This is a genomic window from Sphingobacterium suaedae (assembly GCF_042684625.1).
GTDB lineage: Bacteria > Bacteroidota > Bacteroidia > Sphingobacteriales > Sphingobacteriaceae > Sphingobacterium > Sphingobacterium suaedae.
Genome location: NZ_JBHULR010000003.1, coordinates 366270 through 388669, shown reverse-complemented (window position 1 = coordinate 388669; position 22400 = coordinate 366270). Strand labels below are relative to the sequence as shown.

The 22400-nt window shown below is 40.6% G+C and carries 20 protein-coding genes; 11 read left to right on the top strand and 9 right to left on the bottom strand.

Annotated features, from left to right (window positions below; genetic code table 11):
- Nucleotides 1-81: 81 nt before the first annotated feature.
- The 3 genes from ACFSR5_RS05100 to coaD are packed head-to-tail and all read left to right on the top strand — an operon-like array spanning nt 82 to nt 1895.
- Nucleotides 82-876 carry a DUF3822 family protein gene (locus ACFSR5_RS05100; protein ID WP_380901375.1) on the top strand — a complete coding sequence of 265 codons (795 nt, stop codon included), beginning with the start codon at nt 82-84 and terminating at the stop codon, nt 874-876.
- The gene (gene rsmD / locus ACFSR5_RS05095; protein WP_380901373.1) at nt 867-1400 is read left to right on the top strand and encodes a 16S rRNA (guanine(966)-N(2))-methyltransferase RsmD; all 534 of its coding nucleotides are present in this window, start codon (nt 867-869) and stop codon (nt 1398-1400) included. The genes ACFSR5_RS05100 and rsmD overlap by 10 nt, the downstream gene beginning before the upstream one ends.
- Nucleotides 1401-1418: 18 nt before the next feature.
- Entirely contained in the window at nt 1419-1895 is a 477-nt protein-coding gene (coaD, locus tag ACFSR5_RS05090; protein WP_380901371.1) for a pantetheine-phosphate adenylyltransferase, read from the top strand.
- Here coaD and ACFSR5_RS05085 read toward each other — a convergent pair.
- The 8 genes from ACFSR5_RS05085 to ACFSR5_RS05050 all read right to left on the bottom strand — a co-directional run bounded on the left by ACFSR5_RS05085 (nt 1892) and on the right by ACFSR5_RS05050 (nt 9094).
- Nucleotides 1892-3196, bottom strand: a complete 1305-nt coding sequence (locus tag ACFSR5_RS05085) for a DEAD/DEAH box helicase (protein WP_380901369.1) — start codon at nt 3194-3196, stop codon at nt 1892-1894. The two genes, coaD and ACFSR5_RS05085, sit on opposite strands and share 4 nt — an antisense overlap.
- A 266-nt stretch (nt 3197-3462) precedes the next feature.
- On the bottom strand, nt 3463-4050 hold the full coding sequence (locus ACFSR5_RS05080) for an outer membrane beta-barrel protein (protein WP_380901367.1): 588 nt from the start codon (nt 4048-4050) through the stop codon (nt 3463-3465).
- A 348-nt stretch (nt 4051-4398) separates the two neighbouring features.
- Nucleotides 4399-4881, bottom strand: coding sequence for a hypothetical protein (locus tag ACFSR5_RS05075; RefSeq protein ID WP_380901365.1), 483 nt, complete (start codon nt 4879-4881; stop codon nt 4399-4401).
- A gap of 419 nt (nt 4882-5300) precedes the next feature.
- Complete coding sequence (gene dnaJ / locus ACFSR5_RS05070; protein ID WP_380901363.1) at nt 5301-6446, bottom strand: molecular chaperone DnaJ; 1146 nt, start codon at nt 6444-6446, stop codon at nt 5301-5303.
- Between the two features lie 3 nt (nt 6447-6449).
- Nucleotides 6450-6992, bottom strand: coding sequence for a nucleotide exchange factor GrpE (locus ACFSR5_RS05065; protein WP_380901361.1), 543 nt, complete (start codon nt 6990-6992; stop codon nt 6450-6452).
- 142 nt (nt 6993-7134) lie between these two features.
- Nucleotides 7135-7815: a cell division ATP-binding protein FtsE gene (locus ACFSR5_RS05060; protein ID WP_380901359.1), complete on the bottom strand. Its 681-nt coding sequence runs from the start codon at nt 7813-7815 to the stop codon at nt 7135-7137.
- Between the two features lie 8 nt (nt 7816-7823).
- Entirely contained in the window at nt 7824-8027 is a 204-nt protein-coding gene (locus tag ACFSR5_RS05055; protein WP_380901357.1) for a fructose-6-phosphate aldolase, read from the bottom strand.
- Nucleotides 8028-8071: 44 nt separating this feature from the next.
- Nucleotides 8072-9094: an acyl-CoA reductase gene (locus ACFSR5_RS05050; protein ID WP_380901355.1), complete on the bottom strand. Its 1023-nt coding sequence runs from the start codon at nt 9092-9094 to the stop codon at nt 8072-8074.
- Between the two features lie 138 nt (nt 9095-9232).
- Between ACFSR5_RS05050 and ACFSR5_RS05045 the strand changes: the two genes are divergently transcribed.
- The 5 genes from ACFSR5_RS05045 to ACFSR5_RS05025 all read left to right on the top strand — a co-directional run bounded on the left by ACFSR5_RS05045 (nt 9233) and on the right by ACFSR5_RS05025 (nt 16628).
- Entirely contained in the window at nt 9233-9583 is a 351-nt protein-coding gene (locus tag ACFSR5_RS05045; protein ID WP_380901353.1) for a 4Fe-4S dicluster domain-containing protein, read from the top strand.
- 137 nt (nt 9584-9720) lie between these two features.
- The gene (locus ACFSR5_RS05040) at nt 9721-11169 is read left to right on the top strand and encodes a dicarboxylate/amino acid:cation symporter (protein ID WP_380901351.1); all 1449 of its coding nucleotides are present in this window, start codon (nt 9721-9723) and stop codon (nt 11167-11169) included.
- Between the two features lie 239 nt (nt 11170-11408).
- Nucleotides 11409-13511 carry a glycoside hydrolase family 2 protein gene (locus tag ACFSR5_RS05035; RefSeq protein WP_380901349.1) on the top strand — a complete coding sequence of 701 codons (2103 nt, stop codon included), beginning with the start codon at nt 11409-11411 and terminating at the stop codon, nt 13509-13511.
- Complete coding sequence (locus ACFSR5_RS05030) at nt 13490-15115, top strand: beta-N-acetylhexosaminidase (protein ID WP_380901347.1); 1626 nt, start codon at nt 13490-13492, stop codon at nt 15113-15115. Before ACFSR5_RS05035 ends, ACFSR5_RS05030 begins: the two co-directional genes overlap by 22 nt.
- A gap of 10 nt (nt 15116-15125) precedes the next feature.
- The gene (locus ACFSR5_RS05025; protein WP_380901345.1) at nt 15126-16628 is read left to right on the top strand and encodes an alpha-L-fucosidase; all 1503 of its coding nucleotides are present in this window, start codon (nt 15126-15128) and stop codon (nt 16626-16628) included.
- 140 nt (nt 16629-16768) lie between these two features.
- Here the strand turns inward: ACFSR5_RS05025 and ACFSR5_RS05020 are convergent, their stop codons facing one another.
- The gene (locus ACFSR5_RS05020) at nt 16769-18160 is read right to left on the bottom strand and encodes an arginine decarboxylase (protein WP_380901343.1); all 1392 of its coding nucleotides are present in this window, start codon (nt 18158-18160) and stop codon (nt 16769-16771) included.
- A gap of 109 nt (nt 18161-18269) precedes the next feature.
- Between ACFSR5_RS05020 and argS the strand changes: the two genes are divergently transcribed.
- From argS to ACFSR5_RS05005, 3 genes are read left to right on the top strand one after another with little or no spacing between them, the layout of a single operon-like run.
- The gene (argS, locus tag ACFSR5_RS05015) at nt 18270-20054 is read left to right on the top strand and encodes an arginine--tRNA ligase (RefSeq protein WP_380901341.1); all 1785 of its coding nucleotides are present in this window, start codon (nt 18270-18272) and stop codon (nt 20052-20054) included.
- 4 nt (nt 20055-20058) lie between these two features.
- Nucleotides 20059-21135 carry a Gfo/Idh/MocA family oxidoreductase gene (locus tag ACFSR5_RS05010; protein ID WP_380901339.1) on the top strand — a complete coding sequence of 359 codons (1077 nt, stop codon included), beginning with the start codon at nt 20059-20061 and terminating at the stop codon, nt 21133-21135.
- Nucleotides 21135-22328 carry a BaiN/RdsA family NAD(P)/FAD-dependent oxidoreductase gene (locus tag ACFSR5_RS05005; RefSeq protein ID WP_380901337.1) on the top strand — a complete coding sequence of 398 codons (1194 nt, stop codon included), beginning with the start codon at nt 21135-21137 and terminating at the stop codon, nt 22326-22328. The genes ACFSR5_RS05010 and ACFSR5_RS05005 overlap by 1 nt, the downstream gene beginning before the upstream one ends.
- Nucleotides 22329-22400 lie beyond the last annotated feature (72 nt).

Genomic DNA, 22400 nt, shown 5'->3' with positions numbered 1-22400 from the left:
TTATTTAAAAGGTTGGTCAAATCAATTGTAAAAGCTAATTTTGTTCATCAAACGAATTACCCAAAAGGCAGTAAAAAAACAATGAAGTATACGTCGAAAAATTTCCATTTACATTATATAGCTCAATATAAACTGCTTGTAAAAACCGACTTTTTGGTGGATACTTTGCTGGTTGTGGACGACAATGGAGAGGTCATTGTACTTTACAGTTATGCTGCAAATGAGCCTGATGCCGAGGCGATGAAGCTATTGGGTTTGCCTTTCAAGCACGTCTTTATCGGATTACCTGTACAGAGTTTGTCGTTTATTCCAACAGATGTATATACCGAGGAGGATAGCGCGCTTTACCAAGATTTTTTATTGGACGAATATTCAGAACGTACGCATTATTATTCGATACCTAATTTAGGAGTTACGGCCATATACCAATATGATTTGTTGCTGTACAATAGATGGCGAGCTATTTTTCCGAATGCTCATTTTTTAGCAGATTTTCAACTCGTTTTAGGTGAGGCCCAATCCCGGATTCCGTTGCAAGGTGAGATTTTGGGAGCGCACTTCAAAGACACACAGGTGGAGCTTTTTGTTTTCAAGAATGGCGTATTTCAATTTTATAATATTTTCGACATAGAAACATTAGACGACCTTTATTATTTTTTGCTGAACACATGCCAGTCCTTGGATCTACAGGCTCCCGTTCAAAAGATTCTTGTTTCTGGTATACATAATGAACATTCGTATCTCCAAGCTTTGGGAAGATTTGCCGAACATATCGAATTTATAAAAATAAAATCTGCTTTTCATGCGAATGACGAATCTGTTGCCACGAAACTGAACGAGTTGAACTTAATGACAGATTATTCGCTATGCGTATAATAGGAGGAAGGCTTGGTGGGCTACGATTGTCTCCTCCCAATAATTTGCCGGTGAGACCGACCACTGATATTGCTAAAGAAGCGTTATTTAATATTTTGGAAAACCGGTTAGAACTAGAAACCTGTACTTGCCTTGATCTATTTGCAGGAACAGGTAACATCAGTTTTGAACTTGCATCACGTGGTGCAATTTCCATAGAATCTGTCGATGTACATTTTAAATGTTTGCAATACATAAAGGAAACAGCGGCAAAGATGAAGGTTGAGTCTATACACACGCGGCGAGCTGATGCGTTGAAATTTATTAATTTATGTAAAGACCAGTTCGATTTTATATTCGCAGATCCTCCGTACGACTTACCGGCACTTCCTGAATTGGCAAACCTTATTTTAGGGAATCAATTGCTTACTAATGGGGGGCTACTGGTCATCGAACATCCCTCCACACGGAAAATGGACGACTCGATTTACTATATGGAAACAAGAAAGTATGGATATTCATCGTTTAGTTTTTATCAGTGTTGATTACTAAAAACCTTGTATATGAAAATAGCTGTGTTTGCCGGATCTTTTGATCCTTTTACTTTTGCTCATCAAGATCTAGTGGACAGAGGATTAGGACTGTTTGATAAAATAATTATTGCCATTGGTGTAAATAGTTCAAAAAAAGGACTTTTACCTTTAGCTGATCGGGAGAAAGGAATTAAATTATTATTCGAAAAGTATACCAACGTGGAAGTTCAACAATTTTCCGGATTAACCGTCAATTTTTGTAAGAGGGTTGGTGCGAGCTATATCTTGCGGGGTTTACGAAATACGGACGATTTTGAGTTTGAAAAAGCCATTGCGCAAAACAATTCGCTACTGGCTCCAACGATAGAAACCTACTTCTTAATGACTAAATCCGGTTTGGCACATATATCATCAACTATTGTACGGGATATTCTTTCAAATGGAGGAGATGTATCTGCATTGGTCCCCGAGATCATACTTCGTGTTGATAGAGATTCGTCAACTTAAGTACGACCCACTTTAATTTTTCTACCCTTTATTTTTTTGTCAACCGACAGTTTTACAATTGTTGCCGCAACTCGACGATCTACGGCCACATAGGATTCTCGATCCTTTACCTCAATCAACCCTATTTCTTCTTTCTTTATATTTCCTAAGTGGAGTAAGAATCCAACGATGTCTATCTTGTTAATTTTATCCTTTTTGCCACCCGTTAGGTATAATGTTGCAAATGGAGAATTAGGCGGAAGATCATAGTCTTCTTCCAACGTTACAGTCATGCTATCTTCTGGTAAATATGGATACTCTTCGTCCGGTTTTAGGATGACGAATACCTCTCCCGAAGTCTGCATCCGGGCGGTTCGACCATTGCGGTGGATAAAAGCATCTTCTTTATAAGGGAGTTGATAGTGGATAATAACGTCTACCTCTGGGATGTCTAAACCGCGCGCAGCTAGGTCCGTTGTAATTAGAATCCGATTTGAATTGTTACGGAACTTTAAGAGGGCAAGCTCCCGATCTGCTTGCTCTAATCCACCGTGAAATAAATCATGGATCACCTCGCGATCATCTAATAATTCACTTATATGATCAACAGCATCCCGATGATTGCAGAAAATGATAGTTTTTTTCTCTCCGTTCATGCAAAGCAATTTAAACAATGCTTTGAGCTTATGCTGTGGGGGGGCTATTACCTTTTTTACATGGAGTTTGGGCTTTGAATCCGAATCCGCCGAAAAATCAACGGAAACAAACTCGCCAATTCCCGTAAATTCAGGAATGTCAGACATCTTCGTTGCGGATGTCAAAATTCTATTCTGAAGATGATGGAGATGGTCAATAATATACACCATTTGGCCATGAAAGCCAAATTCAAGCGACTTATCGAATTCGTCTAACACCAATATACGTGCAGTAGCGCCGTCAATATGATTACGCTCCAGGTGATACATGACTCTCCCCGGTGTACCGATGAGGATTGCTGGTGCTTCGACTAGTTTACGCCGTTCCATACGTGTGTCGTTACCTCCATAGACACAGGTCACCTTAAGACCTAAAAGTGCTTTCCGAATCACCTGTTCAATCTGTAAGGCAAGCTCCCGCGTAGGGACTAATATAATCGCTTGTAAACCTTTTGCATTTTGTTGTAGCAGACGATCTAATATAAGCGTAAAAGCTAATGTCTTACCCGTTCCTGTAGGCGAATGGAGGACAAAGTCCTTTTTGTCATCAAATTGTTCGAGGACGGTACGCTGCATGTCATTTAGCTCGGAAATCTGCAGTCGCTGTAAAATCTGTTCTAGCTCCATCCCACAAAAGTACACATTAATAAATGAAAAAGGGTTTTTCCATGATCAAAACGCCAAGACCGATTAATTTGCCGCTGTAGAATATGCGTGGAAAAATGGGAGAGGATCCGAAGATGTATAAAGGAGAAAGATCCACAAAAAATGTTTGGATTCTTACGGATCATTAGCAGACATGAAGGTTCGTTATATTTGATCTGATGGGCAGTATCTAACGAAAATGCCGACTGAAACAGTCGGCACCTCTGTAACCTTATTCGGATAATCAATTAAAAATGGAATTGTACACCCAAAGTCGGAGCCAATGAATTCGCGTCTAATCCGAATTTATTCGTAGTAAGATCAGCGGATTTGTCCTTGTAAGAATCAAAATATAAACCTCTTACTTTTAATTCAATACCGACTTTACTCGTTGGAAAGAAGGCAAAACCAGGAGCTAATTCAACACCGTAACGTTCAAATTTCGCTTCCGTTTCCACACTACCTATTTCTTCCGTTTCTTTACCCCAAGCCATCGGTACGGATAGTTGGGAGAAAAATTTAAATTGTCCATCACCAATATAGTTTCTTACAAATGGGGAGACTTGGAATGCATCCTGTTTAATAGTTCTGTCGCTCGGCGCTTCATTTTTACTCCAATTGTAACCAATACCGGTACCTACCGCCCAGTTATCGCTGACGAAATAACCAACAGTCGGATTGATAGAAAAAGAATGGGCTTTGTTATCGGAGTCTTTGGTTTTAGATGTCTCAAAGCCTACTTGGCCACCAACAATAAATTTACCTTTTTCTGTTTGTGCTTGAGAAGCTAATGTTAAAGCTGTCACAGCTGTTAGCGTTAAGAATAATTTTTTCATAATACCTGAAATTAATGTTTGTTCTAATTGTTTGACTTTTTATCAAACTTGTTCAGATAGTTCAATACTCATGCCAAGACAAATCGATGATTGTCATCAGACTGTTTGTTTATGCAACTATTTATCTTTCAATGAATTGAATCTATACTTTAGCAAACATGAAATATGAAATGAGATGCATAACTCTGTTTAACAGCTATTTACGGGCGAATCGGTCGGAATGACAGTATACCTGAGAACGGGCAACATGTGTCAGTTTAAGATGACATTTATGCAGGTTCTGTTAAAGAGTAGACAGGAAAAGCGTACAGAGAGAAGTATAGAGAGTAGAGAGCGACGAAATAATTTCTAAATCTCCTTTTCTATATTGATAGAACTTCTGTCTTGTTGTCGTCCTTCTGTCCAGATCAAATTTCCATTCCAATATATTTTACTTGGAAAGACCTTATTTTTTTCGTTGTAAAGTTCAGCCATTAGCGTATCTGTTTTCACGAGCTCCTTCCATTGGATGACGATAAATGAATTTCTGTAGATGGGTTTGAACGTGAGGCCTAAGATATTGGAAATTCCCTTTTTTTCTATGGAAAACTCGTCAAAAGGAGGGACGTCAGGAGTTAGGCGTCCTGCTGTGGGCGCTTTGCCGCCGTCATTATTACCTGACTGTGTAATCTTTTCAATGACCAGATCAGCTTCTAAGAGGTCTCTCCCTGTTTTGTCCTTGATTTCCAGTCCTACTTTCGTATCGAAATCATAATAAAAAGGGTCATAATTTTTTTTATCGCAAGAGGCTAAAAGAAATAGCGCAGTCGTAAAATAAAATAGCTTTTTCATGGTTTGTGTTTTTTAGCTTAATACTATTAATATAGTGGTTTACATTTTATTTTGCAACAATATTTACGCAAAAATTAATCTCAAAAATTAGGTAATGCCTAAATTTACATATTGTAAGCAACTATTTTCTACTAAATTAACAACTGTAAATTATATTTTGTTTTATTAATCTTTGTAATGTATAGTTTTTATATGTAGAAACTTATTCGTGTTATTGTTTACAAGATAATTAATTCAGGTTTAGGACAGACGATTACGCGTTTTAGGGAAAACACGCAGTAGTTTGGTTTGGCTAGAGCAGGTTAAACTTTCCGACCCTTATCGGATAAAATACACGTCGTAGATTTTGAGCGAAGGCAATAGCCAAAAATAAAAAAGCCCGCTATTACCCGGGCTTCTGTTTTTAAAATAGAAAAAAGTTATTCAAAATATTCTTTAATGCGCTCGAAAAACGATTTCTCACTTTTACCAGGTTGAGGTTTAAAATTCGCCGAACTTTTTAACTTTTCTAGCAGAGAGCGCTCTTCTGCAGATACGACCTTCGGAGTCCAAACGTTGACATAGACCAACTGATCTCCCTTATGATAAGAATTAACTTCTGGAACACCTTTGCCTTTCAGGCGTAAAATTTTGCCACCTTGTGTACCCGGGTCTATTTTTATTTTTGCCTTGCCATCGATTGTTGGAATCTCGACGCTCGTCCCTAAAGCAGCATCCGCAAAATTAATATACAAATCATAGATAACATTCAGACCATCCCGTTTCAACGATTCATGCGGAACCTCCTCGATCAAGATAATCAGATCACCAGGAATACCACCACGAGGCGCTGCATTTCCTTTCCCACTCATGGAAAGTTGCATACCTTCACTCACACCCGCTGGAATATTGATAGCTATGGTTTCTTCGCCTCTCTCCAGACCTTCACCTTTACACGTATTACATTTGGAGGTAATCTCTACACCCTCACCATTACACGTAGGACAGGTGCTGGTTGTTTGCATTTGACCCAAAATAGTATTGGTAACTCGACGAACTGATCCTGATCCACCACATGTGTTACACGTATGATAAGAAGACTTGTCTTTCGCGCCTGTTCCCCCGCACGTATGACAATGTACCTGCTTGTTTACTTTTACCTTTTTTTCAACACCTTTTGCAATTTCTTCCAGTGTCAATTTTACCTTTATGCGTAGGTTAGTTCCTCGTTGCACACGGCGGCCACCACCTCGGGATCCTCCACCAAAAAAGCTATCAAAGGGGCTTCCTCCGCCAAAAATATCGCCAAACTGGCTGAATATGTCTTCCATATTCATGCCACCACCGCCAAATCCAGAAGCAGAATTGCCGCTATGACCGAATTGATCGTAGCGTTGGCGTTTCTCTGGATTGCTCAGTATTTCATATGCTTCCGCAGCTTCTTTAAACTTTTCTTCTGCATCCTTATCATCTGGATTTTTATCCGGGTGATATTTTATCGCCAGTTTACGATATGCCGATTTGATTTCAGCAGCTTCCGCAGTTTTGGAAACTCCCAAAATGTCGTAATAATCTCTCTTCGCCATCTTTTATTGACCTATAACTACTTTTGCAAAACGGATAACCTTATCATTCAAGAAATATCCCTTTTCGACTACATCTATCACTTTATTTTTTAAATCATCAGATGGGGCAGGAATTGCCGTAATGGCCTCTTGATATTCTGGATCGAACGGTTGGCCGATAATATTTTCCATCTCTTTCAATCCCTCTTGCGATAAGGTCTTTTTAAATTTCTGATTGACGAGATCAATACCCTGTTTTACCGACTCAATTTCTGAAGCTGTTTGCATAGCTACTAGAGCACGATCGAAGTCGTCAAGTATTGGGAGGAGTTTGTTTAGAACATCTTTACTCGCGGATTGAATTAGATCGACACGCTCTTTGGATGTTCTCTTTTTATAGTTGTCGAATTCAGCAAAAAGACGTGTGTATTTGTCGTTCGCTGTAGCTAATTCATCTTGCAGACGTTGTTCAACGGATCCTTCCGGATTTTCCAATTCATTGTCAGTAGTCGGATCTATCTGATTCAAATTCTCCTCTTGCAAATTGTTTTCCTGTTCGTTCATCATATCTTACTATAATAGCACTTCATTAATCAACACTCTGTAGTCAATAATATTGCCAAAACACGACAGACCGACACCCTGTCAGTCTGTTTCATAATAACCTATCAAAATGTCTGTTTACTGATGATTTGTCAGTGCATGAGTTTTAGATGGTTACGTTGTCATATAACGCAGTGTCCGCCGTTTTTATAATTCGCGCAGGCATGTTTCTTATGATCTGGTAATCGTGTGTTGCCATTAATACAGCCGTCCCTGAAGAAGCAATATCCTTCAACAGTAAGACGATTTCCTCGGAGGTGGCGGGGTCAAGGTTCCCGGTGGGCTCATCGGCCAAAATAATTTCGGGGTTGTTTAGTAATGCACGGGCAATGACCACACGTTGTTGTTCCCCCCCGGAAAGCTCATGTGGCATTTTCCGTAACTTAGAGCGTAGTCCAACCTTTTCTAATACGTCAAGCATCCGATTTTCAATCAGACCCCTTTCTGTCCAGCCCGTTGCCTTTAAAGCGAACTCGAGATTCTTTTCTACCGTACGATCATTCAGAAGGTGGAAATCTTGAAAGACGATCCCCAGCTTTCTTCGAAGATAAGGAACATCATTTTCATGTAATTTCTTTAAATCGAATCCTGCAACCATACCTTCTCCGCTCGAAATGTACAGGTCGCCATAAATAATTTTCAACAAACTACTTTTACCTGTTCCCGATTGCCCAATCAGATAAATAAATTCTCCTTGGTTGATGTCAAGGTTAACATGAGAGAGCACCAAGTGCTTCTGTTGATAAATATCTACGTTCTTTAATTTTATTACTGTATTCTCTACCATAGTATCGTTTATACATCAATTTTTCTAATTTGTCCAAATGGCATCTCTTTCACCACCTCCATAATATAGTCTGCCTTTTCAGCTAAACCAATTTTGTCCAATGATTTTTCTGGCCGGTCGACCCGAAAATAAGCTAACAATGTGAAAGCATCATCTCGGAGTTGTACATAATCAGGTATCTTAGCGACACCTTTTACCTTAATGACATACATCTAACAAAGTTAAAATTTTTTATCAAACCTATGCATCCCGTGTATTAATTCTGAGTGGCATGATCCATGAGGAAAGCCAATACATTCACACCATCAGCGTAATCTGTCAAACGGGGGCTTTGGCTTCCTCCTAAAGGAAACGTTGGAATAGATGTTTCTATTGTTGCTTCTGTCACTAAGCACTGTATGCTACTTGCACTATTTTCTAAGTTGAGTGTGACGGCTGCTAAGTCAGCATATTCTTCAAAAAAAACGACGGCCAGCGGAGAGGCTAAGCGTTCGTCTTCTTTAACCAGTAAAAATCCATTGTCGAAATGCTTGTCGCCGTTTATCAAATAAATAGACTTGTTATAATCGTAGTTATTTGTGTATTTGTGATGAGTGCTAATCGGTCTAAACTCTTCAATGGCCTCGAAAAATACCGCAATATCATATCCTTTTGGAAGAAGTATCTTGGAAACAGAACGACATCCTAACCCAAAATAATCAAAGATGTCAAAGCCGAGCTGATGGAGTTGCTGCGCAGATTCGTTTCCAGTAAGTAAGGCTATCGAATTTCTGTTTTTACGAATGATGTGGGGTTTCTTTCCGAAATAGTATTCAAAGTATCTGGAGCTGTTGTCACTTCCAGTGGCAATAATGAGATCAAATCCGGATAACCGTTCAACGATATCGATATATGTCGCAAATTTAGGCTCAATCGTTATCAATTCTTGCATTAGAAACGATGTCAATCCGGCATCATCAGACGATGTCTTAATTTGCGCACGGAAACCGGCAATTAACACGCATAGAATATCGTGAAATCCAACCAATGGAATATTCCCTGCCAAAATAATACCCACGGTCTGATCGACGGTTACGTCGGGATAGCCGACTAACCAATTCTGTAAGTTTTCGGGTGTCAAGTTTGCCGACAGCGTTGCCAATTGCTTTCGTACATTATTTTTGGTATACCACGGATTTTTGATAGAAGCATTGTCGAGTAATATATCTAACTTTTGATCGTCTGATCGAAGAAAATTTCCTAAGCTTACAAAAGCATCTATTCGTTGTTTCTGTGTCAAAATCTTTTTATTTAGAATCGTTCTGATATTTTTTTCCAGTATCTTTGCGTGACTTAAGAAATAACTACTAACTTTGTATAGTATTACACTTAAGAACGAAACAAAATTAGTTTATTTATTATAATTGTGAGGTGATAAATGGCAATTAAAATTACTGATGAATGTATAAATTGTGGAGCATGCGAACCCGAATGCCCAAACAATGCAATATATGATGCTGGCGTAAGTTGGAAATTTTCTGAAGGTACAGCGCTAGACGGGGTTATCGATTTCGGAGACGGTGTGACATTAGACGCTAATGCGCCACAGGAAGCGATATCTAACGAAGTTTATTATATCGTTTCGGATAAATGCACGGAATGTGTAGGTTTCCATGACGAGCCACAATGTGCGGCCGTCTGTCCAGTGGACTGTTGTGTTGAAGATGAAGAAGTCGTAGAAAGCGAAGATGAGTTATTAGCAAAGAAAGCGTGGCTACACGCAGAGTAACTGTGCCCGTAATTAGAAATACAGAAGCACTGCACAACAGCAGTGCTTTTTTTATATCGTTTTTAATACAGCATACAATTTGGTATAAAAGGTGTTTTTTATATTTTTGTTTCTTTAAGAAACGAAAACAACATTAAATGCTAAAAAAACAAGTAGGTATTATTACCCTTTTTACTGTTTCGATTGCCATTATTCTAACCCTAATTTATGAGTTCAATTGGTTCTCCATCCATCCGGATGTCATGATGGGAGTGCGCTGGGTGGTTGCGGCAGTCTTAACACTAAACGCGATACTCCGAAAAAATCTAACAACTTGGATCTTGACATGCTTGATTCTTGGGGTTTTCGTGGGATTAGATTTTCCGAATTTGGCGCGTGCTATGCAGCCCCTTTCGCAAGGATTTATCAAGCTCGTGAAAACGATTGTTGGACCGATTTTATTTGCAACGTTGGTTTTCGGCATTGCCGGACATTCTGATCTTAAATCTGTAGGCAGAATGGCCTGGAAATCGATGTTGTATTTCTTTTGCGCCACATCCTGCGCCATATTCATCGGTTTGATCGTCATTAATTTAACGCAAGCTGGTGTTGGAGTGGATGTCGCACATATGCCACATGAAGAGCTACCAACAATGGCGACTTTAGCAGATGCAGATCAAAAAGCTTTAGACCATATCGCGCCAGAGGTACATGGAGTATTCAAGTTTAATGCTTTTATACGAGATACATTTCCAGAAAATATAGTCAAGGCTGTTTATGAAAACAAAGTTCTACAAATCGTAGTTTTCGGAGTTCTCTTCGGTATCGGATTAGCTCTTGTTGAAGAGAAGAAAAGAAAACCATTAGTTGATTTTACGGAGAGTTTATCGGAAGCGATGTTTAAATTTACAAACATTGTTATGTTGTTTGCTCCGATTGGGGTTGGCGCGGCGATGGCGTACACTGTTGGACATTTGGGTGTTGATATTTTGAAGAATTTATTCATGTTGTTGGGCAGCCTGTATTTCGCCCTGATCCTATTTTTATCATGCGTATTATTGCCAATTGCATTATTTCTTAAAATACCTGTAAAAAGATTTATCAGTGCTGTTAAAGAGCCAGTTTCCATTGCGTTTGCAACCACGAGCTCCGATGCCGCTCTACCGAAGGCGATGAGCGCAATGGAACGGTTTGGTGTTCCTCGTAAGATTGTTTCTTTTGTGATTCCCACGGGATATAGTTTCAATTTAGATGGCACTTCGTTGTATCTCTCATTAGCGTCGATATTTGTCGCGCAAGCAGCAGGAATTCCATTGACGATTGGACAGCAGTTGCTGATAGCATTTACATTGATGATCACATCTAAAGGGGTAGCTGCTGTACCAAGAGCCTCATTAATTGTCTTGATTGCCACCGCCGACCAGTTTGGCTTGCCTACATTTGTAATAGCTGCGATACTTGGTATAGATGAATTGATGGACATGGCAAGAACTTCCGTAAATGTTATTGGAAATTGTTTGGCGACAGTAGTAGTAGCTAAATGGGAGGGAGAATTTGACGAAGAAGCGCCATTTCGAGAGCATAGCGAGACGACGACCGATCTTTAATTTGAATGAATATAGCAAAACGAAGAGAGCCTATTGTTGAAAAAATAGGCTCTTTTTATTTGGAACAGTTCATCTGATGAATACGCCAAGGTCGGACAAATCGTTCGCAGATATCACCCTTTTTTCTATCACATTTCGTTTACTTAAACGTTTTCGTGATTTGAGCAATCGTTTGTGCATTATTGCCTACCTCAAATAATACCTATATTGCTGTCAATAACAATAACCGATAGCATTATATGAATCTAAAAACATTATTTTTTTTTATCGCAAGTAGTTTCATACTTCATCCATTTGCCCATGGACAATCTCGAACGATCACATCTTTTAATGAAGGGTGGGAATATTATAAGGCCAACAATTCGACCTTTTTTACAGCATTCGAAAATGGACAGAAATATATGGAATCTCAGGGACAATGGACGCGTTTAGAGATATGGGAAAAGGTTACATTGCCTCATACGTACAATAGAGAAGATATGCAACGAGACCGTAACTTTTTTGAAGGGAAAGCGGTGTATCGGAAAAAGTTCCATGTAGAGTCATCTCTGAAAGACAAACGAACATTTCTTAAGTTTGAAGGCGTAGGAGCGGTAGCACAGCTTTACATTAATGACAATTATATTGGAGAACATAAGGGAGGGTATGCTATGTTTAGCTTTGAAATCACGAATTCCCTACAATATGATAAGGAAAATACTGTAACAGTCGTCACAGACAATCAATCACGAAAAGATGTGATTCCAATCAATCAATTTTTATTTCCTGTTTATGGCGGAATCTATCGTCCTGTCTACCTGATTACAACAAATAAAACCGGTTTCGTAGTAACTGACCAGGCATCGGCTGGGATTTATGTACGTCAACAAAATGTGAGTCGGAAGCGTGCCGATATCTATATGGAGGCTAAATTGGAAACGAAGGAAAAGCGCGCGCAACATGGCGAGTTGCTAACGGAAATACGGGATTATGAAGGGCGACTAATAAAAAAAGATAATACACCTATCCAGATTTCACCACAAGGAGTAACCTATTTTAAGCAACACCTGCAGTTGGAAAATCCAAGATTATGGGACGGTGTTCGAGATCCTTACCTATACTCTATAACAGCGAAAGTGTTTGTTAATGGGGAGGAAATGGATGTAGTGAGGCAGCCCCTTGGATTACGGCATGTTGAAATAGTGGGTGGAAAAGGAGTTTTCCTAAACGGAGAAAAATACCCGATGCATGGCGTTTGCCGCCACCAAGATCGCTGGGGATATGGATCTGCATTGAGCTTTGCACAGCATAAAGAGGATTTCGAAATCATGAAAGAAATGGGCGTGACGACGATTCGTTTGGCTCATTACCAGCAATCGCCAGAAGTCTATGCACTAGCTGATACATTAGGTTTTTTAACGTGGGCTGAGATACCCTTCGTGAATCGAGTTTCATATTACGAGGGGGATAATGCGAAACAGCAGATAACGGAATTGGTAAAACAAAATTTTAATCATCCTTCGATTTACATTTGGGGAATACATAATGAAGTATATTCCAAAACTGCTGATGAACAGGTCCCCGTACTTTCCAGAGCGCTTCAAGATATAGCTAAAACATTAGATCCCGACAGGTACACTGTTTCTGTAACGGGCTACAACGTGATCGATCGACAGGAAAACCTAAATACGGACGTGCAGGGTATCAACCATTATTTTGGTTGGTATGGAGGCAAGATTGAAGATCTTGGCCCATGGGCAGCGGAGGTACAACAAAATTTTCCAGACTATAAGATTATGTTGTCCGAATATGGGGCGGACGGCAACATGGATATTGGACAAGAGGAGTTGGCGCAGCCTAAAGACGTGGTAACAGGTAAGTCGTTTCCAGAGAATTATCAGACCGAAACCCACATTCGGCAGTGGGCGGCAATAGAACAAAATCCGATTATTGTAGCGTCGTATGTATGGAATATGTTCGAATTTGCTGTTCCAGCATGGAATAGAGGAGGAGTAAATGCTCGAAATTTAAAAGGATTGGTCACATTCGACCGGAAGCGGAAAAAAGATTCTTTCTATTGGTACAAGGCCAACTGGAATCCAGATCCGATGATTTATTTAGCAAACAGACGTGATAATCAGCGTACACAGTCGGTAGCCAAAATCCAAATTTTCTCGAACCTGAATGCCATAACAGTGGAAGTCAATGGACGAGAATATGTTGCTAAACGAGGTGTAAACAATAGACATTGGGTGGTGGAACATGTACAGTTGAAGCCTGGTCAAAATATGATTAAGGCTATTGGCAAGCACGGACAACGACAACTTAAGGATGAAATGCAATGGACATTAAACGGAAAATAAGTAGGCAGCTATTTTGTACAGTTTTGCTGTTTTCGCTATCCTTCGCTGGGAAAGCGCAATATTTGCCTATTATTCCTCAGCCACAACATGTTGTAGTAGAAGAGGGTAAACTTACTATATCACAGGAATTAGTTATTCATGCGACGCCGTTGGCAGAGCGAGCTGTAACTTATCTTAGAGAAGAACTGGACAGCCGTTTTCAACGCTTTGCATTTGTTCATACAGATCGCCCTGCTCAACTATTGTTCGAAACGATTTCGACAGACGATGGAGGAGGCGATGAGTATTATGAACTAGAGGTACGTCGGAGCGACATCATCATTCGGGCGACCGGACCGACAGGTTATTTTCGGGCAGTTAGCAGCTTGTTGCAATTGTTAGAGTCTGTTAAATCTGGCAAACAGCTCGAACTCCCTCTCCTTAAGATCAAAGATCAGCCAAGGTATGGATGGCGTGGATTTATGCTCGACGAATCAAGACACTTTTTTGGAAAGGAAAAAGTAAAACAATTGCTTGATTGGATGGCCTTTTATAAGCTAAATGTCTTTCATTGGCACCTTACAGATGAACCTGCCTGGCGTATCGCGATCAAAAAATATCCTTTTCTGACACTGGTTGGCGGTATTGGATCCTACACCGACCCAACAAATCCAGCGAAATATTACTCGCAGGAGGACATAAAGGAGGTCGTGGCCTATGCACAATCGCTGTATATTCGAGTTGTGCCCGAAATCGATATGCCTGGGCATGCGACAGCCGCTAACCGTGCATATCCGTCGCTGAGCGGTGGGGGGACTGAAGAACATCCGCATTTTACCTTTCATCCGGCGAAAGAAACCACGTATACATTTCTAGCGAACGTACTCAAGGAGACGAATATGCTGTTTCCTTCAAACCTGCTCCATTTAGGAGGTGACGAAGTAGCATTTGGCAGCGATGCCTGGAATAAAGACGCTAAAATCGACTCATTAAAGAGTCGTCTAGGCTTCCTGTCGAATAAAGATGTTGAAACATATTTTATGCGCCGTATGGCTGATACCGTTTATTCGATTGGAGCCAAACTTTTGGTTTGGGACGAAATGGCAGATGCCGGTTTACCCGTTGATAAAAGCATTCTTTTTTGGTGGAGACACGACAAAATATCCCAATTTGATCTCCTGCAAAAAAAGGGATATCCAACTGTTGTTTGTCCAAGGCTGCCCTTCTATTTTGATTTTGTACAGGACGAAAAGGACGAAAACGGACGTAAATGGGGAGAAGCATTCAATTCATTGATGTCTGTTTATCGGTATGACATAACGGCTTTGGAAGGTAGGGCGATAAATAAAGATCTCATCTTAGGTGTACAGGCAAATTTATGGACAGAACGTGTGGCCAGTGATATGAAACTTGAATACATGACCTTTCCACGTATCGCGGCATTGGCCGAAGTGGCCTGGACAAAGGACGCGCGAAAGAACGAAGAAAATTTTAGAGCGGTATTGAAAAAACAGTTATCCCTTTACAGAAGAGACAATCTTTATTTTTATGACCCGTTCGCTCATGGTAACGTGGAGCCGGCCGCACCTGTTATCAACAAAAAATATATTGATAATCCAGAATAATAACTATTATATGAAAAATCTATTTACATGTGCTTTGTTAATACCATTTTGTTTGATAAACTTTTACGGAGCTTTCGGGCAATGGACTGGGCCTAAACAAAAGCCGACGGAAAAGAAAGAAATAAAATATGGGCCTATTACGCCCCCTCATCGAACGGATGACGATATGAACCGATTCCGAGCCTATGGACTTGGCCAATTTATTCACTGGGGTATATACGCGATTCCCGGCAATGAGTGGGAAGGCGTAAGCGCGCGGGGTGGGGCTGCGGCATCGGAATGGATACGATCATGGAGTGGGCCTACAGCGCCTAAGAATTGGAAGCGCATATACGACAACCTCTATAAGCAATTTAATCCTAAGGATTTCGATGCCAAACGTTGGGCAAAGCAGGCCAAAGACATGGGAGCCAAGTATATGATATTTACCACGAAGCATCACGACGGGTTCGCACTCTGGCCATCAAAGTATACCGATTATACGATTGCGAAGACTCCATATAAGAAAGATATTGTAAAGGAAGTTGTTGATGCTTATACAGCGGCAGGGATTGATGTATACCTATATTTTTCGATTCTGGAATGGAATAATCCAAACTATATGGGAAAGGCGCCACAAACCGATGAGGAAAAAAAGCGATATGATCTATTCCTCCAATATACGCGCAATCAACTGTTGGAATTGCTTGACAATTACCCGCAAATCAAAGGATTTTGGTTTGATGGTACTTGGGATCAATCTTGGAAACGATCGTATGAATTTACGTATAATTTAGAAAAGGAGCTACGGGAAAAACATCCGGGCCTGATCATTGGATCGCGTTTCCGTAATGACGAGTTTGAGCAGCGTCACTTCGATAGTAACGGACGTCTCCTTGGGGATTACGAGCAGGGTTGGGAGAGAAAGCTTCCGGCAGCATACGAGTGGTTAAACGGAAATGATTGGGACGCTGTGATGACTATCCCACCAAACGGTTGGGGATATATGAAAGATTGGACCGGACTTTATACGAAGACGGCCGACGATCTAATCGACATGCTCATGCAATCGGTCTCCATGGGTGGAAATTTCGTTTTGAACTTTGGACCGGATGGGCAAGGAAATATGCATCCCGGAGAAGATAAATTAGCAAAAGAAATAGGTGAATGGATGAGGTTAAATTCTGAAGCGGTGTACGGCACTGTACATGCTGATTTCCCCGTGAGCAAATTGGGTTATTACACACAGAAAGGTACTACGCTTTATCTGACGGTGTTCAATCGTCCGGTTAATGACCTCGTACGAATAGCGGTCCCCAAAAATGGTCAGTTGGTGCCGATATCGGCAGAGCTTTTGTTAAATAACCAACAGCTTATGGTAGCGCATTCCGATATGGGCCTAGATCTAGATAAAAATACATACTACACCATTACGTTGCCCAAAGCATTTCAAAGTGATCGCGCGTTTGTTATTAAAATGCAGTTGGGAAAGCCTACGAAAAAAGCAGAAAAACTTATGGACGCTAAAATGTAGAAGAAAAATCAACATGGAAAACTGTCAATTTCTAATTTGAGGGGGGTATTGAACTGAAATGGGTAGCATTTAGTCAAAAAGTCTGATTTTTGATTTTTTTTGACGGAATGCTACCCTAACCTTATTAGGAATTTATTGGGTTATTGATAACCCAGCAACTTCATGACTTGTTTGGAATTCTGTTCTTCACCGAACACCTCGTAATTAAATGTTTCGTCCCTGTTTCTCCGAACCAATACGTGTTTCGGTGAAGGGAGTAAGCAGTGATGAATCCCTCCGTAACCGCTTAGAACATCTTGATACGCTCCTGTATGGAAGAATCCTAAATATTGAACTTTTCTGGTTTTTGGCATAAATACAGAATTCATATGCGCTTCCTGATTGTAATAATCCTGTCCATCGCACGTGATTCCACCTAAATTGACACGTTCGTATTCTGAATCCCAGTTGTTAATCGGTAACAAAATATATTTCTGGTTCAAGGCCCAAACGTCAGGCAGATTCGTGATAAATGAACCATCGATCATGAACCACTTTTCTCTATCGTTCTGTTGTTTTCTACCCAACACCTTATACAGAATACCAGAAGCTTCTGCGACGGTATATTTACCGAATTCTGTAATAATATCCGGCTCCATCACTTCGTGATGCGCACATATCTGTTTGATACGGTTAACAATTTCATTAACCATGTATTCATAATCGAAATCGTGCACTAGCGAATCTTTGAATGGCATGCCCCCCCCGATATCCAGTGTGTCTAAATCAGGGTTTACCTTTTTGAATTTGCAGTACAGTGTCACATATTTTTCAAGTTCATTCCAATAATATGGTGTATCGGAAATACCGGAATTAATGAAAAAATGTAGGAGTTTGACCTTGAAATTTGGATTATCTACGATTTTGTTGTTATAGAAATCAATGACATCCTCCATTCTTATCCCCAAACGCGAGGTGTAAAACTGTGAATCAGGCTGTTCTTCGGATGCTACACGGATTCCCAGTGCACAAGGTTCGTCCAACTCAATTTCATCATCGTATAGATTAAACTCTTCTTTGTTGTCTAATACAGGGACAATGTTTGTGTAGCCATCATGAATCATATCAATGATGTATTGCTTGTACTGATAGGTTTTGAATCCATTGCATATCACAGTAATATCTTTTGTCACCGTGCCCGCACGTTCCAACGAGTCAATCATCGGCATATCGAAGGCGGAGGAGGTTTCCAAATGTATGTCATTTTTTAGCGCTTCTTCCACTATATGCTTGAAATGTGAAGACTTCGTACAGTAACAGTACTTGTAACTCCCGCGGTAATTATGCTTCAATATCGCGGTTTGAAAAAGGATCTTCGCCTGTTGAATTTTTTTGCTGACGATAGGTAAATAAGTAAAACGTAGGGGTGTACCATACGTCTCTATCATTTCCATCAAATTCAAATCGTGGAAGTACAATTCATCATCGATAATTTCGAATCCGTCTTGTGGAAAACCAACACTTAAGTCAAGAAATTCCTGATAGCTCTGCATTTTTTATTATTTTTGGCAAAGATATACTTTCATGATGAATACCTAACTATTCGGGTTGATAATTTTCCAATTCATTATCAGAAAGTTATAAATATTACGAAATAATTACATGGCTAATTCTATACAAGAAGCGTTGATTGCGCAAACGATTCAGGCGGTTCAGGAACTTTATCAAGCGGAACTTCCAATTTCTCAAGTAACATTACAGGAAACACGTAAGGAATTCGACGGACATATTACAGTCGTTGTCTTTCCCATAACCCGATTCTCTAAAAAATCTCCAGAACAGACTGGAACGGATATAGGCAATTGGCTACAAACAAATGTTGCAGAGATTTCCGGATTCAATGTCATCAAAGGCTTTTTAAATATAAGCTTGTCGGATAGTTATTGGACAAATTTAGTTAATACGCAGATAACCGATGATACATTTGGCTCCTTTCCATTCAACGGCAAGAAAATCATGGTGGAATATAGTTCGCCTAATACCAATAAACCCCTGCATTTAGGCCATATTCGAAACAATTTACTCGGCTATTCCGTTGCAGAAATCTTGAAGGCGTACGGATATGATGTTGTTAAGGCTAATTTAGTTAATGATAGAGGAATTCACATCTGTAAGTCCATGCTTGCTTGGCAAAAATTTGGCGCAGGCGAAACCCCAGAATCCGCTGGTATGAAGGGAGATCATTTAGTGGGCAAGTACTACGTTATCTTCGACAAAGCGTACAAAAAAGAAATTGAAGAATTAAAGGCAAAAGGTTTAGGGGAAGAGGAGGCAAAGAAGGCTGCGCCTTTAATCAAAGAAGCACAGCAAATGCTTCAGCAATGGGAATCTGGCGATCAAGAGGTTCTTGATCTTTGGCGGACCATGAATGGTTGGGTATATGAAGGGTTTGATAAAACATATCATCAACTTGGTGTAGATTTCGATAAGTACTATTATGAATCCGACACTTATTTATTGGGAAAAAATATCATTCAGGAAGGTCTTGAAAAAGGAGTCTTCTTTAGGAAAGAGGATAATTCCGTGTGGATCGATCTCACAGAGGAGGGTTTGGACCAAAAACTCGTATTACGTGGTGATGGAACATCTGTGTACATCACGCAGGATTTAGGTACTGCGCAGCTCAAGTATGATGAATTTCAGATGGATGAATCGATTTATGTGGTGGGAAACGAGCAAGATTACCATTTTAAAGTATTGTTTCTTATTTTGAAGAAACTCGGAAAATCTTGGGCTGACGGGTTGTTTCATTTATCGTACGGAATGGTCGATTTACCGTCAGGCAAGATGAAATCGCGCGAAGGAACGGTCGTCGATGCCGATGATCTGATGCAGGAAATGATAGAAACAGCCAAAACAAGGACGGAAGAGCTTGGTAAAACTGAGGGGCTTTCTGCAGCGGAAAGAGACAGATTGTATCATACGATTGGAATGGGGGCGTTGAAATACTTTCTATTGAAGGTGGATCCGAAGAAAAGATTGTTGTTCGACCCTAATGAATCTGTTGATTTTCAAGGGCATACGGGCCCTTTTATACAATACACGCATGCTCGGATTAAATCTGTACTAAGAAAAGCGCCTTTTGACGAACGAGTCCCTTTAGGAAATCCGCAGGCATTATCTGTATTTGAACAAGATCTCATCCAAACTCTAGCTAATTTTCCCTCTGTAGTCGAAGCATCCGCCAAAGAATTTTCTCCGGCGCAACTTGCAAATTATGCCTATGAGGTCGCAAAATCTTATAACAAATTTTATCACGAAGAAAGTATTCTAAAATCAGAAGATGCAGAGGTCAAGAACTTTCGGCTACATCTCTCTGCCGCCGCTGCCCGAATATTAGCAAAAAGTATGCGTTTATTAGGAATTCATGTACCAGAAAGAATGTAATATTATGCAGCAATACAATGTAGGACTCATAGGTTTTTCAATTGGCGGACAGGTCTTTCATGCGCCTTTTATTTTGGGAAATCCGAGCCTTTCTCTTTACAAAGTAACAGCAAGAAAGGCTGATCAACAAAAACTCTTAGCCGAGCGATATCCTGACACCACGGCTGTATTAACTGTGGATGATATTATAGATGATCCAAAAATCGACATCGTCGTTATCGCTACATCAAATGATGTACATTACTCGCTTACCAAGCGTGCGCTCGAAGCAGGAAAGCACGTTGTCGTCGAAAAGCCCTTTACCAATTCGACCGCTGAAGCAGATGAGCTAATTGCACTAGCTGAAGAAAAGGGACTTTTATTAACTGTACACCACAATGCCCGTTTTCATTCCGATTATAAAACTGTAAAAAGAATTTTAGAGTCTAATGTCTTGGGACCGGTCGTCAATTACGAAGCGCGATACGACCGTTTTAGAAACTTTTTGAGGGCAGGTGCGTGGCGCGAAGAAGATCTTCCGGGTTCAGGGATCCATTATGACTTGGGAGCTCATTTGGTCGACCAAGCGTTACAACTATTTGGTAGACCGGATTGGATATTTGCTGATTTACGAAAACAACGTGAAAGTGCGAACGCAGTTGACGATTTTGAATTCATTTTAAGCTATCCGACGCGAAAGGTATCGTTGAAAGGACAGATGTTAGCAAAGGAACCTACGACGCGGTACGCTTTATACGGTTGGAATGGATCCTTTGTAAAACCTGGGATAGACCCTCAAGAAGCAGCATTACGCAACGGAAAATTTCCTCATCTTGACCCCAATTGGGGGATAGAACCTGCAGAAAATTTTGGTAGGTTATCTATTTTGAAAGAGGGATTGGATGTTGAGGAGACAGTCGTAAGCGAGAAGGGATCAGGCCAAGATTTTTATGCCAATGTTGTTTCGGCTTTGAATGGATCAGGATCATTGTTTATACAAGCTGCACAAGCCCGCGACGTCATTAGTATATTGGAGGCTGCGGAGCAATCCTGGCGTGAGAAAAAAGCGATCTCTTTGATCGACAAATTAATCGCGTATTGATGGTTTACGACGCCGTTATCATTGGTGGTGGCGCTTGTGGGCTTATGTGTTCCGCTCAAGCTGGATTATTGGGCAAGCGCACATTGCTGCTGGAACGGAATGACAAATTGGGCGCGAAAATATTGATCTCGGGAGGAGGGCGTTGTAATTTTACGAATCTACATACATCTCCGACCAATTTTATTTCGGAGAATCCAAACTTTTTACATTCAGTATTCTCTCGATGGTCGGTAGAGGATACCCTCTCTTTTTTTCGATGCTATGGAGGCATCATAGGTGAAGAAAAAACGTTAGGACAACTTTTTCCCAAATCGAATAAGGCAAAAGACGTCGTTTCCATGTTTTCTAAATTAATGTATGAAACACACCAAGATGTCTGGTTGCAAACCGAGGTTAGGTCGGTAGAAAAGTTGGACGGCGGGTATTCTGTCCATCTCCTCAGACAGGGAGTCGAGGAACGTTTGCATTGCTCTAAACTTGTGATTGCCTCCGGAGGACTGCCCGTTGGAAAATTGGGAGCTTCCGATTTAGCTTTACGTGTGGCACGTCACTTTGGGTTATCAGTGGTGCCTACTGCACCCGCATTAGTGCCGTTAACGATAACGGGAAAAGATGCAGATTGGTATGCATCACTAGCTGGGAATAGCATATTTGCTCGCGTATTTAACAGCAAGATTTCATTTGAAGAGAATATACTGTTCACTCATTGGGGACTAAGTGGTCCGGCGATATTACAAATATCGTCCTATTGGCGCCCGGGTGATACATTTACTATTGATTTGCTGCCGAAGTTCCGCTTAGAAGAGCTTATTAAAACAGAGCGATCGTTGGGCGGGAAGCGAACTGTGGGGCAACTATTACAAGGTTATTTCACTCGAAAATTTGTTGATGCACTGGCGAAATTTATCCCCGTGCATGTGAAGATCGCTTCGCTGAGTAAGGTTGATGCCAAACTCATTATCGATGTTGTTCATCGATTTCCTGTAAAGCCAGCTGGTGACAAAGGCTATGACAAAGCAGAGGTTATGCGGGGTGGTGTCTCTACAACCGAACTAAACGCAGGCACCCTGGAATCCAAACGATACCCGGGACTGTATTTCGGCGGTGAAGCTGTCGATATTACCGGATGGTTAGGCGGATTCAATTTCCAATGGGCTTGGTCGTCTGGACACGCCATTGCGCAAGATTTGTAGATCCTCGACGGCTGATCCGTAATGGACAGATACATATGCTCATGTCACCACATACCTAGAAATATGCGGACA